Genomic DNA, 16,962 nt, shown 5'->3' with positions numbered 1-16,962 from the left:
GTTCAGACACTTGATGGAGAGTGGAATGAGACTGTTCCCCCGCCGCAGGGCCGCGCTCGTGGTCACCGCGGTCAGCGCGATGATCCTCGGCCTCGGCGCCACGAGCGCCCAGGCCGCCGTGCCCGATCAAGGTCTCGTGGCGCAATACGCGTTCACCCAGACCTCGGGCGCGTCCGTGCCCAACACCGCGCCCGGGTCGAGCTTCGGCGCGGCGACGGTGCAGAACCTCCAGGCATCCGACTGGACCGGCTCGCAGCTGACCCTCCGCGGCGGCGCGAAGACGTCGACCGGCAACTGGGTGCGGCTTCCCAACGACCTGCTCTCGGGCAAGACCTCCGCGACGGTCGTCGCCGAGGTCAAGGCCTCGTCGGCGATGCTCAACACGTTCCACTTCCTGTGGAACATCGGCAACGACTCTTCGGCCACCGAGTACTTCTTCTCCTCGCTCAACTGCGGGTCCGGCCGTTCGCCCCTCGTCGGCCTCAAGTCCGCCGGCGTCGAGCGCCTCGTGCAGGCCGGCTCGTGCGGCGTCACGGCGAACCAGTGGGTCAGCGTGGTCTCGGTCGTCGACGGCGCCTCGGGCACCGCATCCCTCTATCTCGACGGAAAGCGCGCGGCGCAGGGTGCCATGCCCGTCACGCCCGCCGGTGTCGTCGATCAGTCCCTCAACGCGATCGCGCGCGGCCCGTGGCCCGACCCGCTCTTCCAGGGCGCCATCTCGTCGTTCCGCGTGTATGACCGTGCGCTGAGCGCGGGAGAGATCGCGGAGGTGTCGGATGCCGATGCCCAGGTGCACGCGAGCGAACTGCAGGCGCAGGCGCAGGCCATTCTCACGGGCCTGAACCTCGCCGACATCCAGACGAGTACCGACGTCGACCTGCCGACCGCGAGCGGCCGCGTCACGTGGACGTCGAGCAACCCCGCCGTCGTCGCCACCGACGGAACCGTCACGGCGCCCCTCTCGGGCCAGCCGTCCATCGCCGTGCAGCTCACCGCGACGGCGACCGTCCGCGGCGTGACGGCGACGAAGACCATCACGGTCACCGTGCTCCCCTCGAGCGAGACCGCCGAGCAGCGCATCCAGCGCCTCGCGCAGCGCTTCGTGATCCCCGCCGTCGTCGAGTCCGGCGCTGCCCTTCCCGTCGCACCTGAGGGCACGACGATCGCCGTCACGAGCGCGACCGGCGGCGTCACGGTGAACGACAAGATCTCGTCGACGTCCGACCAGGCCGTCGAGTCGACCATCACGGTGCGCGTCACCGACGCCGCGACATCCGCCGCGACGGACCGCGCCTTCAAGGTGCGCGTGCTCCCCGCCGCGACCACGACGCAGCTCCTCGCCTACAGCCGCAATGCGACGACGGTCGGCGAGGCGAACAACGCCGATGTCGCCCTGAGCATGCACCTCGCGCTCGAGGACGGCGCGGGCTGGGCCCCGCTCAACGAGAACTACGGCATCTTCTTCGCCAAGACCTCGGTGACGCCGCCCGCGGCCGGAACGTCGGACTCCATCATCCGGAGCCTCCGTAACCCGCACCTCTTCTACACGGCGGACGGCGGCTACGGCATCGTCGCGACCCGCACGGCCCGCGGCGGCGCCTCGGACGGCACGCAGGCCTCGAGCCTGCTCTTCGCCAAGAGCACCGACCTCCTGAGCTACCAGGAAGTGGGGCTCGTGAACCTCGGCGTCACGAGCGGCGTCAACGAGCCCGCCGTCGTCTGGGACTCGGCATCCGCCCGCTACGTCGTCTCCTGGACCTCCGATGCGGGAGCCGCCTACTACACGACCTTCGCCGACCTCGCCGACGTCTCGACGCGCGGCCCCGTCCTGCGTGGAACCGTCGGCAGCACGGTCGGAAACCCCGGCACGGGCGTCGCGAACTACGCCTCGGGCAACACCCTCCCCGTCACCGCGAGCGTCGTCGACGCCCTGCAGGTGCGCTTCGGCCGCATCGCCAACACCGGTGTCGCCGCGCTCGCGGGCGTCGAGGTCGAGAAGGGCGACGCGCTGTCGGCGGCAGACCTCCCGCAGCGCGCGGAGCTCTCGTACGACGACGGCACGAAGGCCTCGCGGGCGATCGCGTGGGATGCCGCATCCCTCGCCGCCGTCGACACCGCCACGCCCGGCACCTACGAGGTGAGCGGCGCCGTCAAGCAGCCGCAGTACCCGACGCCGTTCGCCGACGAGCGCGCCGACCCGTCGGTGTTCCGCTACGACTGGAACGGCACGATGAAGTTCCTGATGATCGCGACCGACGACCTGCGCGGCAACAACATCGGCTCGGCGCACATGCCGATCCGCATCGCCGACAGCATCGAGGACCTGTCCGACGCGGCCATCGCCGCGGGACGCAACGTCGAGATCGACCTGCTCAAGCGCGGAGACACCGACGCCGACAGCGCGGCCATGACGGGCTGCTTCTGGGCGCCGGAGTTCCACGTGATCGGCGGCAAGCTGTCGGTGCTGTTCATGCCCTGCTACAACACCAACGGCAACCCCGACATGTGGACGGGTCGCGCCAGCATCATGCAGCTGAAGCAGGACGCCCAGGGCGCCGACCTCGACCCGGCCGTGCCGGCGAACTGGACGAAGGTGCAGAAGGTGCTCCGCGCCGACGGGTCGATCCTCAACCCGATCCAGAACATCTCGCTCGACATGACGTACTTCGAGGACTCGGGCCAGTCGTACTACGTGTGGCAGATGGTCGGCGCCCTCTTCATCGCGAAGATGGACCCGGCGAACCCGACGCGTCTCACCTCGGCGCCGGTGCGCATCGGCGTGCCGGAGTACGCGTGGGACAACACGATCGCGGAGGGCCCCAACGTGCAGGCGCACGACGGCAAGCTCTTCCTGATCTACTCCGGTTCGACCGTCGGCGACACCTACACGACGGGCCTCATGACGGCGGCCTCGGGCGCCGATCTGACCGATCCGGCCTCGTGGGCGAAGCTCAACTATCCGATCCAGAAGTCGGGCCTGTTCAACGGCGCCTGGCAGCTCGGCACGGGTCACGGCATGTGGTCGTACGACGAGGACGACAACCTCATCTACGTCTTCCACGCCCGCACCGACCACAACGGCCTCTCGGGTCGCGACATGTTCGTGCGCCGCGTGCACTGGGCCGCCGACGGACTCCCCGTGTTCGACATGGAGGAGGACGAGGAGGTCGCCGCAGCCAACCGCACGGTCTCGGTGACGGTCACGGTCAAGGCGGCTCCCGCGCCGACGCTCGACTACACCGCCACCGCCACGGCGCGCTGCGTCGCGGGCAAGGTCGTGCAGACGATCACCATCACCAACACGGATGACGTGGCCCTCGCCCTTCAGGCCACCTCGACGTACGGCAGCAAGGCGACCGCGTCGCTCGCGGCGGGCAAGAGCGTCTCGTACGCCTTCACCACGCGCCTGACGACGATGCCGGCCGACAGCGTCGCGGTCGACGCGAGCGCGACCGTGGACGGCAAGGCCGTCACCGCGACGCAGACGGTGTCGTACCCGCAGGCCCACTGCGGCTGATCACAGCAGACGGAGCCGGGCACGAGGCATCCTCGCGCCCGGCTCCGTCGCACCCACCGGACGTTCCCCCACCCCGACCGCGGAGTCCCACCGCGACCGCGCGTTCCCGCCCGCCCGACCCCGCACCGCACGTTCCCGCCCCGACCGCGCGTTTCCGAAACCCGACCACACTTCCCCGCACCCCGACACCGCACGAGAGCACAGGCCCCCTCATGACGACCACCACTCGAACGGATGCCGCGTCCCCGCACGAACGCCGCCTCCGACGCCCCCTTCGCCGAAAGGTGGCCATCGCGGCCGTCGTCGCGGTGGGACTGGCCGGCGCGGCAGCCCCCGCGGCGATCTCGGCGCCTGCCGCCGCGGCCGACCCGCTCGCCGACGGGCTCGTCGCCCAGTACCTGTTCGACGAGACCTCCGGTGATGCCGTCCGCAACACTGCCGACGGCTCGGCCGACGCCGGCGACCCGCTCGACGCGGTCGTCCGCAACTTCGTCGCCGATCAGCGATCCGAGCCGGGCACCGTCCGCTTCACGGGCGGCGCCAAGACCTCGACGGGCAACTGGGTCGAGCTCCCCGACGATCTTCTGAAGGGCGCGGGGTCGGCCACGATCTCGATGGACGTCAAGGTCGACGCCACGATGCTCACGACCAACCACTTCCTCTGGAACATCGGCAACGACGCCAATCAGCAGTACTGGTTCGCCACGGCGCGCGGGGCGCGCTCGGCGATCACGACCGCCTCGGGCGGCGGTGAGCGCAACGGCACGGGCTACGCCCTGACGGCCGGCCGCTGGCACAGCATCACCGCGGTCATCGACGCCGACGCCGACACCATCACGCTCTACACCGACGGGCAGCGCTCGGGTGTCGGCAAGACGACGCTCTCGCCCGCCGCGATCACGCAGACGCTCAACACGATCGGCCGATCGCCGTGGCCCGATGCGCTGTTCAAGGGCACCGTCGGCGCGTTCCACGTCTACGACCGCGCCCTGAGCGACTCCGACGTCGTCGCGCTGTCCGACCGTGACGGTGCCGCGCACCCGACGGAGCTCGCGGCGGCATCGAACGCGAAGCTCGCCGCCATCGACCTCGGCGACACGTCGGCGGTCACGGGCGACCTCGACCTCTTCACGCTCCGCGGCATCTCGTGGGCCTCGTCGAACCCGTCCGTCGTGACGGCCGACGGCGTCGTGACCCGGCCCGCGCCGGGCTCGCCCGCCGCCACCGCGACGCTCGTGGCGACCGCGACGACGCGCGGGGTCGCGGCATCCCCTCCTCGCTCCTTCCCGGTGACCGTGCCCGCCCTCACGACCGCCGACCTCGCCGCCGATCGCGACGCTCTGTCGCTGCCCGCTCTCGTGCGCGGCAACGTGTCGCTGCCCTCGCGGGGCGTCGCGGGCTCGCCGATCGCGTGGACCTCGTCCAACCCGTCGGTCATCACGGATGCCGCGGCCGGCGCTAAGACCGCCGGCGTCGTGACGCGGCCCGCGTGGGGCCGGCCCGACGCGCCGGTGACGCTGACGGCGACGATCGGCACCGGTGCGCAGGCGCTGAGCCGCACGTTCGAGGTGGCGGTCGCGGCATCCGTCCGTCCCGCCGCCGACGAGCGCTACCTGTTTGCCTACTTCACAGCCGACACCGTCGCGGGGGAGAAGATCTCGGTCGCCGCATCGCGGGGCAACAGCGCGATGAGCTGGGACGTCCTGAACGCCGGCAGCCCCGTCATCACGTCGACGAAGGGCACGAAGGGTCTGCGCGACCCGTTCATCATGCGCTCCAAGGAGGGCGACCGGTTCTTCCTCATCGCGACCGACCTCTCGATCGGCAGCGGCACGTCGTGGGACTCGGCGCTCGACGACGGCAGCGCGTACCTCGAGATCTGGGAGTCGACCGACCTCAAGACGTGGAGCGATCAGCGCCACGTCAAGGTCTCGGGACCGTTCGCGTCGATGACGTGGGCGCCCGAGGCGTACTGGGATGACGCGGCCGGCGAGTACGTCGTGTACTGGTCGTCGCGGGTCTACCTCGACGCGACGCGTCCGTACGACAAGGTCGGCACGCCGAACTACACCTACTCCAAGGTGATGTACGCCACGACGCGGGACTTCCAGACGTTCTCGAAGGCGAAGGTCTGGCAGGACGCGGGCGACCGCATCGACTCGACCATGATCGAGGATGACGGCACGTTCTACCGTTTCACGAAGGAGGTCACCGGCTGCGTCGACGTCGTGCAGGAGTCGTCCGCCTCGATGCGCGCCCTCTCGGTTGCGGGCGACTACGCCTGGAACACGGATGCCGCGTGCATCTCCAAGACGGCACGCAACACCTCGCGCACGACCGAGGGGCCGACGATCTTCCGCGCGAACCAGGGCGACACGTCGCTGCCTGCCGGATCGACCGGGGGCTTCTACCTCTTCGTCGACGACTTCACGGGCGCGGGCTATCTCCCGCTGTTCTCCGAGTCGCTCGCGAGCCCGCAGTGGCGCACCGTGACCGGGGCGCTGCCGCCGTCGCGCCATGGCAGCGTGCTGCCGGTCAGCCTCAACCAGTGGGAGTCTGCGAAGGGCGCGGCGCTCACGAAGGTCGGGACGACCACGGCCCTCGTCGGGGTCGCGGAGGGCGACGTGCTCGAACCCGGCGCCGTCGTGACGGCGCGGGTCGCCGCCTCCGACGGCGGTGCCGTCGCGGGCTCGGTGCGCTTCCGCTTCGGCGACACGCTGGTCGATGCGCCCGTCGTGTCGAGCGCGGGCGGATACGTCGCCGAGGCGACCGTGCCCGACCTCGACGCCGTCGTGACGCTGTCGGCGTCGTTCGCCGGGTTCGACGTGCTGACGGGGTCGGATGCCGCGGCCGTCGAGGTGACAGTCGGCTCGCCCGCTCCGGAGCTCGCCGTGTCGGGTGCGGTGGCCGCCCGCTGTGTCGCGGGCAAGGTCGTGCAGGCGGTGACGGTGTCCAACACCGACGACGTGGCGCTGTCGGTCTCGCTCGTCTCGCCGTACGGCACGAAGAGCCTCGGATCGATCGCCGCCGGCAAGGCTGTGTCGGCGACTTTCTCGTCGCGGCTGGCCGCGATCCCGGCCGGGTCGGTCACGCTGACGGCGACGGCGGTCGTCGATGGCGAGTCCGTCGCCGTGGAGCAGGCGCTTCCGTTCGCGGCCGCCCACTGCGGCTGACGGGAGGTGTCCGCTCGGCGTGCCGAGCGAAGAGGAAGGGCCCGTCCGGCTTCGCCGGTCGGGCCCTTCCCGCGCCCGGGCCGTTCGTGGGCCGGGCAGGTCGGGGGATTCGGGGACGCGTGTGGCTGTGTCCGGGGCGGTGAGGCAGCCATAGGCGTCCCCCAAGTTCGCGGCGCGGCCAGCCTCCCCGACGTCGGGAACGAAGGCGACGGATGCCTCGGCCCGCACGCCGGTACCCAATGCAGGACGAGCGGTCCCCGGGCGCTCGAATACCCGGCGTGTCGCGGGTTCGGCGACCGCTCATCCTGAATTGGGTCCGCGGCGGCGGGGTGCCCAACGCTGGCTGCGCCGGTCGGCGGGGGAGCTGGCCCGGGAGTCGGGGACGCGTGTGGATGTGTCCGAGGCGGTGAGGCAGCCATTTGCGTCCCCGAAGTTCGCGGCGCGGCCAGCCTCCCCGACGTCGGGAACGAAGGCGACGGATGCCTCGGCCCGCACGCCGGTACCCAATGCAGGACGAGCGGTGCCCGGGCGCTCGAATACCCGGCGTGTCGCGGGTTCGGCGACCGCTCATCCTGAATTGGGTCCGCGGCGGCGGGGTGCCCAACGCTGGCTGCGCCGGTCGGCGGGGGAGCTGGCCCGGGAAATCGGGGACGCGTGTGGCTGTGTCCGAGGCGGTGAGGCAGCCATGAGCGCCCCCGAAGTTCGCCGGGCACTCACGCTCCCCGACACAGGGAACGAAGGCGACGGATGCCGCGGCCGCCCCCCCAGGAACGCCCGGGGGTCGGGAAGTCCCACGTCGGCCACCACCCGAATCGCCCTCTCCCACGCCAGGAACGGAGAACGGCCCGCGGTCCGAAGACCGCGGGCCGTTCCGCGAGGGCTACCGGCGCCCCCGCCGTGCCGGGCGTCAGCCGCAGCTGGCCGCCGCGTATGCCGCGGTCGTGTGCGCGGTCGCGCCGCCGGCCGAGACCGTCACGTCCGCCGAGCCCGCGGCGATCGAGCCGAGCCGCGTCGTGAACGCGGCCGACGTCGAGGCGCCGGGGGCGAGCGACGCCACCGTCTTCGAGCCGTAGGCGGTGCCGAGGTCGAGGGCGACGGGCGCCGTGCCGTCGTTGGTGACCTTGACCGTCAGCACGACCTTGCCCGCGACGCAGCGCGTCGCGGCGATCGCCGTGACCGGGAGCGGGGCCGCCGTGACGACGACCTTCGCGGTCACGCTGATCGCGGTCGAGCTGAAGAGCGTGCGGTCGGCCGCGTTCCACGCGGTCGATCCGCCGGCCCCGACCCACTGGTTGAGGTTCGCGCCGATGGTACGCACGGTGCCCGTCACGTCGTAGGTGCCGGGGGTCGAGGCATCCACCGTCGACAGGTTCCACTCGATCGGCTGCGACGCCGTGCCGCGGTTGTACGCGAGGGTGACGTCGGCCTTGGCGGGCAGTGCGGCGCGGATCGAGGCATCCGTCGCCTTCTCAGCCACCTCGACAGAGCCCAGGTCGCTCGTGACGGCCGCGGTCGCGTCCGCCGCGCGGATGGTGTCGTACTGTCCGCGCGTGAGCCCCACGATGCCGCCGTGCTTCGTGCTCGGCGCCATGTAGAAGCTGCTGCTGACCAGCTGCGACCAGCCCGCATCGAGGTCGGTGGTCTGCATCGGCCGGTATCCCGTCGAGGGGATGACGTCGACGTAGAGATACCACTTGTTCTCGCCGTGGCGCTGGAAGACAGCCGGTCCCTCGACGCCGCCGGCGTTGCCCCCGGCCCACACGGCGCCGATCGCCGTCTGCAGGCGCGTCCAGGTCGCCGCGGGCTTCCACCACTCGGCCGCCGCGGTCGACTCCATGTAGATGCCCTTGCCCGCGCCGTTGTCCTTCGTGATGCGGTAGGTCTTTCCGGCGTTCTGGATGATCGTCGTGTCGATCGTGTTGGCACCCGCGTCGATGAACACGCCGCCGTACTGGTAGCTGCTCTGCGAGAAGTCGGTCGTGGCGCCCCACAGGATGCGCGAGTACGTCGAGCCGGTGTGGGCGGCGTCGGTGTAGACGTTCGACGACCAGTAGAGGACGAACGCGCCGCGACCGTCGCCGTAGTAGTTCGGCACCCAGGTCGCCTCGGGCGCCCACGCCATGCCGAGCTCGGCGACCTTCGCGCCACCCGAGACGGCGACGTCGAACTGCTTCGGGGCGCTCCACGACACGAGGTCCTTCGACTCCCAGACGTTGAGCTTCGTGCTGCCCTTCGAGCTCCAGTAGCACCAGTCCATGCAGCCGCTGACCCCCCGGTCGCCGCCGAAGACCCGCAGGTCGGTGGCGATGATGTAGTACGTCTTGGTCTCGGGGTTGTAGGTGAGGTACGGGTCGCGCACGCCGGTCGTGCCGAGCTGCGACGCGAGGATCGGCTTGCCGCCGTTGAGCGGGTCCCAGTACTCGGGGTTGTCGCCGCGCGAGACGTCGAGGTAGATCTTCTCGGCGTAGCCGGCCGAGTCCTCGATGAAGTGCACCATGACGTAGCCGTAGGGCGTCTCGACTCCCGGGACCGGCTGGATCGTGACGGGCACTTCGCGCGAGACGGTGGTGCCGCGGACGGATGCCGTGGCCGTCAGCGTCGTCTGGACCGCGGCCTGGCCCTGCGCGGGCTGCTGCGCCGTGACCGTGAGCTTGTCGGCCCCGATCGCGAGGCGGGCATCGCTCGAGGTCCACGTGATGCGTCCGCCGTACGAGGGGAGGGTCGTCGTCGCCTCGTCGATCGTGACGTTCGCGACGCCGTCGACGATGGTCTGCGCGGCCTGCTGGAATGAGGCGGCGTGGAGCGCGGCATCCGCGTCCGACACAGCCGTGACCTCGGCGGCGCTCAGCGCGCGGTCGTACACGCGGAAGGTCGAGACCTCGCCCTTGTACATCGGGTCCGGCCAGGGGGAGCGACCGATGGCGTTGAGGGTCTGGTTCGTGATCGACGCCGGCGTGAGGTTCGTCGCGGTCGAGGCGACCTGCTGGCCGTCGACGTAGAACGTGATGCGGCCGCCGCCGATGACCGAGGTGAGGCTGTACCAGCGGTCGGCCGAGAGCGCCGAGCCGGAGCGGGCGTTCACTTCGCCGCCGTTGGACGACGTCGTGATCGCCGTGCGGGCGTTGTCGCGCACCGAGGTGAAGTAGTACTGCGTCGTCGCGTCGTTGCCGATGTTCCAGAGGAAGTTGAAGGTGTTCTTCATCGACGCGTCGAACTTCGTCTCGACGGTGATGGTGGCCGTGGTCTTGCCCGCGAGGAGCGAGTCGGGAAGGCGAACCCAGCTCGCTGTCGGGCTCGTCTTCGCGCCGCCCGTGAAGACCAGCGACGAGCCGGTCCACAGGCTGTCGTTGCCGTTCATGACGGTCGCCGCGCCGATCGCGCTCGGTGCCGAGTTCGGCACCGAAGTGCCGCTCGTCTCGTCGAAGAGGTACTCGGCGAGGAGACCGTCGGACGGGGCCGTGGATTCCGCCGAGGCGGGAGCCGCGGCGAGGGGGACGAACGCCGTGACGGCGAGGGCCGCCGTGGCGGCTGTCGCGACGAGAGAGCGCAGCCTGCGCGATGACGGATGCTTTGCCGGTGTAGACGTCTGCGTCTGCGTGAGTCTCACTCCAGCTCCTTTGCTGTTCAGGGTGGAGCGACGTCGTCGATACCACGCCGCTTGCGTGATGTTAGCGCTCACGTCGCAGGAGGGCAATCGTTGGCGGCAGCTGGCGCCTGGCGGATGTCGGCGCTGTCGGCGTTGCCGCCGGCGAAGAAGTCGTCAGATGCACCCGCGACGGGCGCGCGGATCGCCTCGCCCGGAACGCACTCTTGTGGGCGCCAACAAGTGAGCGCTAACATGCGGGCGTGCGACATACCGCGCGCGCAGAACCGACGAAGAAGTGGGTGGCCCATGCCGACGATGGCAAGAAGAGACCGCAACCGGCGCAGAGCGCCGTGGGGGGCGGGAGCGCTGGCGCTCGCCGTGGCCCTCGGAGGAATGTCGGCTCCCGCAGCCGCAGCGGAGCCGCTGACCGTCGGCGCGCCCGTACTCGACCTCAAGTTCGAGGGCGGGGTGACCGACTCCAGCTCCGCGGCGAACGCGACCGAGCTGCGCGGTCACCAGGGCGGGGCGCCGAACGTCAGCTACGTGCCCGGCGTCACCTCGGGTTCGCAGGCGATCAAGTTCGGCGGCAACACCTATCTCAGCCTCGGGTCGAGCTCGAGCACGCAGCTGCTCCCGTCCAAGCTGACGCTCTCGTTCTGGATCAAGCCCGATGCGGCGATGACCGGTGAAGAGATCATCACCTGGAACAAGGCTGCCTACAACAGCGACGGGTTCTACGTCTCCTCCGTCTCCAACTCCAACCCGCTGCTGCTGTCGGTGGGCACCGGATCGCCGCAGCCGCTGGAGATCCGCGCCACCGCGACCGACCGCAACGCCTTCTTCGCCCCCGGCCAGTGGACGCACGTCGCGATCACCTACGACTCGTCGACCAAGTCCGCTGTCTTCTATCGCAACGGCGTGAAGGTCCCCACCTCCGCGGGCAACACGTCGTCGCCGGGGATCATCAACTCGGCCGCGAACGTCACCAAGTCCATCGGCTACAACGGCCCGAACTACAACGGCGGGTACACCAAGAGCAGCTTCGACGAGTACAAGCTGTACTCCGGCATCGCCAATGCGACCGATGTCGCGACGCTGTACGAAGCCGGCGGTGGCGTGATCGACAAGGCGGCGCTGGCGCAGCAGGATGCCAACGGCATCAACCTGCCGACCACCGCGAGCGTCGCGCTGGTGCTTCCCACGGTGGGCTCGAACGGGTCGGCCATCACATGGGCGTCCGACAAGCCCTCGGTCATCGCCACCGACGGCACCGTGACGCCTCCCGCCGACGGCGAGGACGCGGTCGTCAAGCTGACCGCCTCCGTCCGCTACGCAGACGGACCCGCCGTCACGCGGGAGTTCACCGTGGCAGTCGCCGCACCGAAGGTTCCGCTTCAGGACTCCGGACTCGACGTGCTCCTGAGCGACGAGTACCTGCAGAACGCGGCGGCCAAGGAGCACGAGTACCTCCTGAGCCTCAGCTCCGACAAGTTCCTCTTCTGGTTCTACAAGACCGCCAACCTCACGCCTCCCACGACATCCGGCTACGGCGGCTGGGAGAACGGGTCGGTCACGTGGAACTTCCGCGGACACGCCTTCGGCCACTACATGTCGGCGCTGGCCATGTCGTACGCGAGCACGAAGGATCCGACCGTCAAGGCGGGCCTTCTCGCGCAGATCGTCGACGCCGTCGACGGGCTGGAGACGGTACAGGCCTCGTACGCCGGCACGGCTCGACAGGGATACATCGGCCCGTTCCGCGACACCGCGCTGGACGCGGTCGAAGGACGCGGCACCTCGGATGACCCGGTCATCGTGCCCTACTACAACCTGCACAAGGTGCTCGCGGGCCTCCTCGACATCGACAAGTACGTGCCGGGCGGCCTCGGCGACCGGGCGCTCACCATCGCGGAGGGCTTCGGCGAGTACCTGTACGGCCGCATCTCGACACTGCCCAACAAGGCGACGCTCCTCGGCACCGAGTACGGCGGGATGAACGACGCCCTCTACGAGCTCTTCGCCCGATCGGGTGGCAATGCGCACTTCAAGGTCGCAGCCGAGGGCTTCGATGAGGTGTCGCTGTTCCAGCAGCTCGCGAACGGCCAGGACGTCCTCAACGGCAAGCATGCGAACACGACGATCCCGAAGTTCATCGGAGCGCTGAAGCGGTACACCGTGTTCACGCAGAACCCGGCGTTCTACGACATGCTCACGGCCCAGGAGAAGCAGAACCTGCCCATGTACCGGCTGGCTGCGGAGAACTTCTTCCAGATCGTGGTGGACCACCACTCCTACGCCACCGGCGCGAACAGCCAGAGCGAGCACTTCCACGGTCCTGACGCGCTGTTCCTCGACGCGACGCAGCGCGGCGCGACGACGGGCAACCCGCAGACGGCCGAGACGTGCAACGAGTACAACATGCTCAAGCTGTCGCGCGAGCTGTTCAAGATCTCGCAGGACGTGAAGTACGCGAACTACTACGAGAACACGTTCATCAACACGATCGTGTCGTCGCAGAACCCCGACACCGGCATGACGACGTACTTCCAGGCGATGGCCCCGGGGTACTTCAAGGTGTACGGTGCGCCGTTCACCGAGTTCTGGTGCTGCATCGGAACCGGCATGGAGAACTTCTCCAAGCTGTCGGACTCGATCTACTTCTCGAGCGGTTCGGCGGTATGGGTGAACATGTTCTTCAGCTCTCAGTTCGATCACGCCGCCACGGGGATGCGGGTGAAGCAGACGGCATCCATCCCCAATGACGACACCGTGAGATTCGACATCTCGGCGATCGGCGGAGAACCGATCGATCCTGCCGCGACGCTGAAGCTCCGCGTTCCGGATTGGATCGCCGGCGACCCGGCGGTGCGTGTGAACGGAAGCGCGATCACTCCCACGATCCGAGGCGGCTACATCGTCCTGACCGGACTCGAGGAGGGAGACGAGATCTCCTACACGATGCCGATGACGGTGCGGATCAGTGCGACGCAGGACAACAAGGACTTCGTCGCCTTCAAGTACGGTCCGGTCCTTCTCAGCACCGGTCTCGGCACCGCGAACCTCAGCAAGATGGGGACGGTCGGCGTGGGTGTTCGCATCGCGTCGTTCGACGCGGACGCGCAGCAGCGGATCACGGTCGCCTCGGCGACCACGGGCGAGTGGAAGCAGGCGGTGACCCAGAACGTCGTTCGGATCGCCGACAGCGCCGAGGGAGACGTGCAGTTCGCGCTCAAGAACACCCTCAACGGCAAGGACCTCGTCTATACGCCGCACTACAAGCGTCACGATGAGCGCTACGGCCTCTACATGACGCTCGAAGTGGCCGACTCGCCCGCCGCGCAGGCCGAGATCCTCCAGGGGAAGCAGCAGCTTCGCGACCAGGAGCTGATCATCGACACGCTCACGACCTTCGACAACAACAACTCGGAGGCCTCGAAGAACGTCAAGTTCTCGAACTCGACCGTCGGCGCCTTCAGCGACCGCACGTATCGGCACGCGAACGCGGGCGGATGGTTCAGCTACGACCTGCAGGTCGATCCTGCTGTCGCGCAGAACTTCCTCAAGGCGACGTATTACTCGGGTGACAACGGCCGGTCGTTCGACATCTATCTGAACGACGTCAAGTTCAAGACCCAGACGATCACCAACGCTGCCGGGAGCGGCGTGTTCTATGCGGTCACGGACGAGATCCCTCGCTCCTACCTCGAGGGGGCGGGCGTGCGGTACAAGGTGGACGCCAACGGCGCACCCGTCCTCGACGAGAACGGCGCGCGGATCCCGGTCGTGACGGTGCGGTGGCAGTCGACCGGCGGTTATGCCGGCGGGCTGTTCGGCGTCCAGACGACGCGTCCGGCCGCTTTCGACTCGACGTCGAAGCTGCGGGGCCTCACCTTCAGCGAGGGCGACCTGGAGCCGGCATTCGCCTCGGACACGACGCAGTATGTGCTGTGGGTGCCGGAGGGGACGGATGCCGTGAGCTTCGATGCGGGCCCGTGGGTGCCGAGCGGACTGGTCAAGACGGAGGGCATCCTCATCGATGACACGCAGCCGCGTGCGGTGGCTCTCACGCCTGGGCAGGACAAGACCATCACCATTGATGCGTACGCCCAGGACCACACGTCGACGACGCAGTACTCCGTCGTCGTGCGTGAGGGCAGCCCGGCCCCGGCGCTCGAGGCCACGCTGACCGCCGCGACCCGTTGTGTCGCGGGCAAGGCCGTCGTGACGGCATCCCTCACCAACGCGTCGGGCGTGCCCGTCGCAGCGGTGGTGGCCTCTCCCTACGGCTCGAAGAGCTTCACGGGTGTGGCGCCGGGGAAGTCCGTGGCGCAGGCGTTCACCACTCGCATGGCGGATGTCGCGGCCACGACCGTGACAGCACAGGTCTCGGGCACGATCGACGGGAAGTCCGTCACGTCGGAGCTGTCGGCGGTCGCCGCCGCAGTCAGCTGCGGCACGGCCCGCTGATCGGATCCTCGCTCGGCGAGGGTGCGGCGGAGTCCGGGGACCGGAAGGTCCTCGGACTCCGCCCCGCCGCCGCGGCCCGGCAGCGCCACTCGCACGTCCTCTCGTGCGGGTAGTGGATCAAGGGTTGTTCTCGCTAACAGTTCCCGCTAACATCGCGGGAAGAGCCCATCGATCCACAGTCGGATCCAGAGCAAAGGTGCATGATGCTCACACACTTCCCCCGCCCCGCGCGGTGTGGTGACGTGCCCGCACCGTGGCGTCGGCTGGCTCTGGGCGCAGACGCACATGTCGATGGCGTGGAGTTCTCCGCGCTGACGGCGAATCAACAGAAGCGGGTTGCGTTCAGCCTGGGCTGAAGCTCCTGCGAGACCCGACGGCCGGATGGTCCGGTCGCTCGCCAAGTTCGGTCCGGGACGGAAGCCGGCCGGGAAATTGGAGAAATTGGAATGAACAAGCGTGGAATCATCGCCCGCACCGCAGCCGGTGCGCTCGGTGGCCTGCTTCTGATCGGCGGCGCCGGAGCGGCGATCGCCGACGAGCTCGACAACGACAACGTCGACGTCAACGTCAACATCGAGGCGCTGCCCCCCGTGGGCGCGCTGACCCTCTCGGTCGCGGCGGACTCGACGACGCTGATCGAGAACGGCTCGACCGACACCATCCGCCAGTTCACGGGCGAGCTGCCGACGGTCACCGTGACCGACGACCGCGAGGAAGTGCCGGCCGGCACCTACTGGTACGTCACGGGCCAGTCCTCCGACTTCACCGGGACCGGCCTGCCCGCCATCACCGCGGGGCACCTCGGCTGGACGCCGATGCTCACGAGCGATGACAGCGACGGCCAGGTCGCCGAGGGCGAGCAGGTCGACACGATCCTGGACGAGGGCCCCGACGCCGTCGGTCTCGTCGACGAGGAGCTCCTCGCGATCGCGCCGAACGCCTCTGAAGAGGGAACCCCCAACGGTGTGTGGACGGCCAAGGCCAACCTCTTCCTGAAGACCCCGGCGGATGTCGCGCCCGGTGCCTACAAGTCGGTTCTCACGCTGACGCTGTGGGAAGACGCGATCTGATCACGACGCACGTCTGATCCGTGTTGAATCGGGTCGGGGCCGTGAACAGCGGCCCCGACCCAAACGTTTGGATTTCCCCTTTGTTCCACCTCCCGCGCCGCAGTACGGCCCTGGCCCGCACCTTGGCGGCTTTCGCCGCCGCTGTCGCCCTCGTCCTGCCCGCCGCCCCCGCACTCGCGGCCGATGATCCGGCCCCGAGCCCGCAGGTGCGGTGGTCGCTGACCCCTGCCGACCCGTCGGGACCCGACGGGCGTCGCTCGGCCGAGTACGAGCTCGACCCCGGGGCGAGCGTCGACGACTTCCTCGCCGTGCGCAACGTCGGCAAGGACGAAGTCACGTTCCAGCTGACCGCGGCCGACGGCTTCTACACGCGCACCGGCCGCTTCGACATCCTCGCCTCCGGCAAGGAGTCGAAGGACTCCGGCACGTGGATCGACCTCCCCGAGACGGTGACCGTCCCGGGAGGGGAGACCGTCGTCGTCCCCTACACCGTGACCGTGCCGGAGCGCGCCGAACCCGGCGACCACGCGGCCGGGATCACGGCATCCGTCCTTTCTGTACAGACAGGCGAAGACGGTGCCAGCGTCGGCGTCGAGAGCCGCGTCGGCTTCCGTGTGCTGACGCGTGTCAAGGGCGAGATCACCCCCGCGGCATCGCTCGCAGGGATCTCGCCCGGCTACAAGACCTCCTGGAACCCCGTGAAGCCCGGCGAGCTCACCGTCACGTTCGACGTCTCGAACGACGGCAACACCCGGCTCCTCGCGCAAGGCACGGTCGAGGCCGGCGGTCAGACCGCCGTCTTCCCGGCCGAAGGCGAGTCCAAGCAGGAGCTGCTCCCCGGAGACGTCCGCACCATCACCGTCGTCGTGAAAGACGTCTGGCCCGTGTTCGTCGTCCCCACGACCGTGACGCTCGATGCGACGGTCCTCACGATGGATGGGAAGACCGATACCCTCGCTCCCGTGCAGGAGGGCACCGTCGCCTGGGCCGTTCCGTGGCCGCAGCTGATCGTGCTCATCGGGCTCGCCCTCGTCATCCTCGCCCTCATCTGGGGCCGCCTGCGGTCCCGCCGAAAGCTTGAAACCCTCCTCGCCGATGCCCGTGAAGAAGGCCGCAAGGCCGCTGAGACCCCGGTGGTGACCCCATGAA

Annotated in this window: 6 protein-coding genes; 5 read left to right on the top strand and 1 reads right to left on the bottom strand. The window is 69.3% G+C overall.

What is annotated here, in order from left to right:
• The first annotated feature begins 25 nt into the window (after positions 1 to 25).
• Both ACSBPH_RS07555 and ACSBPH_RS07550 read left to right on the top strand, forming a co-directional pair.
• Positions 26 to 3,517, top strand: a complete 3,492-nt coding sequence (locus ACSBPH_RS07555; protein WP_442576973.1) for a family 43 glycosylhydrolase — start codon at positions 26 to 28, stop codon at positions 3,515 to 3,517.
• A gap of 212 nt (positions 3,518 to 3,729) precedes the next feature.
• Complete coding sequence (locus ACSBPH_RS07550; RefSeq protein ID WP_442576972.1) at positions 3,730 to 6,690, top strand: immunoglobulin-like domain-containing protein; 2,961 nt, start codon at positions 3,730 to 3,732, stop codon at positions 6,688 to 6,690.
• Positions 6,691 to 7,597: 907 nt separating this feature from the next.
• Here the strand turns inward: ACSBPH_RS07550 and ACSBPH_RS07545 are convergent.
• Entirely contained in the window at positions 7,598 to 10,297 is a 2,700-nt protein-coding gene (locus ACSBPH_RS07545) for a LamG-like jellyroll fold domain-containing protein (protein WP_442576971.1), read from the bottom strand.
• 294 nt (positions 10,298 to 10,591) lie between these two features.
• Between ACSBPH_RS07545 and ACSBPH_RS07540 the strand changes: the two genes are divergently transcribed.
• The 3 genes from ACSBPH_RS07540 (at position 10,592) to ACSBPH_RS07530 (ending at position 16,961) form a co-directional block, all read left to right on the top strand.
• Positions 10,592 to 14,743, top strand: coding sequence for a beta-L-arabinofuranosidase domain-containing protein (locus ACSBPH_RS07540; RefSeq protein WP_442576970.1), 4,152 nt, complete (start codon positions 10,592 to 10,594; stop codon positions 14,741 to 14,743).
• Between the two features lie 446 nt (positions 14,744 to 15,189).
• Positions 15,190 to 15,813 (top strand): hypothetical protein, encoded by a 624-nt coding sequence (locus ACSBPH_RS07535; RefSeq protein ID WP_442576969.1) that lies wholly within the window; start codon positions 15,190 to 15,192, stop codon positions 15,811 to 15,813.
• An 80-nt stretch (positions 15,814 to 15,893) separates the two neighbouring features.
• The gene (locus tag ACSBPH_RS07530; protein WP_442576968.1) at positions 15,894 to 16,961 is read left to right on the top strand and encodes a COG1470 family protein; all 1,068 of its coding nucleotides are present in this window, start codon (positions 15,894 to 15,896) and stop codon (positions 16,959 to 16,961) included.
• Position 16,962: the final 1 nt, after the last annotated feature.

This window comes from Microbacterium sp. F51-2R (assembly GCF_052180235.1).
Lineage (GTDB): Bacteria > Actinomycetota > Actinomycetes > Actinomycetales > Microbacteriaceae > Microbacterium.
This window is presented reverse-complemented; position numbering and strand designations above follow the sequence as displayed.

What these genes read in the sequence shown, in the direction of transcription:
- ACSBPH_RS07535 (WP_442576969.1), top strand. Translation starts at nt 15,190, where the DNA reads ATGAACAAGCGTGGAATCATCGCCCGCACCGCAGCCGGTGCGCTCGGT.
- ACSBPH_RS07550 (WP_442576972.1), top strand. Translation starts at nt 3,730, where the DNA reads ATGACGACCACCACTCGAACGGATGCCGCGTCCCCGCACGAACGCCGC.
- ACSBPH_RS07555 (WP_442576973.1), top strand. Translation starts at nt 26, where the DNA reads ATGAGACTGTTCCCCCGCCGCAGGGCCGCGCTCGTGGTCACCGCGGTC.
- ACSBPH_RS07540 (WP_442576970.1), top strand. Translation starts at nt 10,592, where the DNA reads ATGGCAAGAAGAGACCGCAACCGGCGCAGAGCGCCGTGGGGGGCGGGA.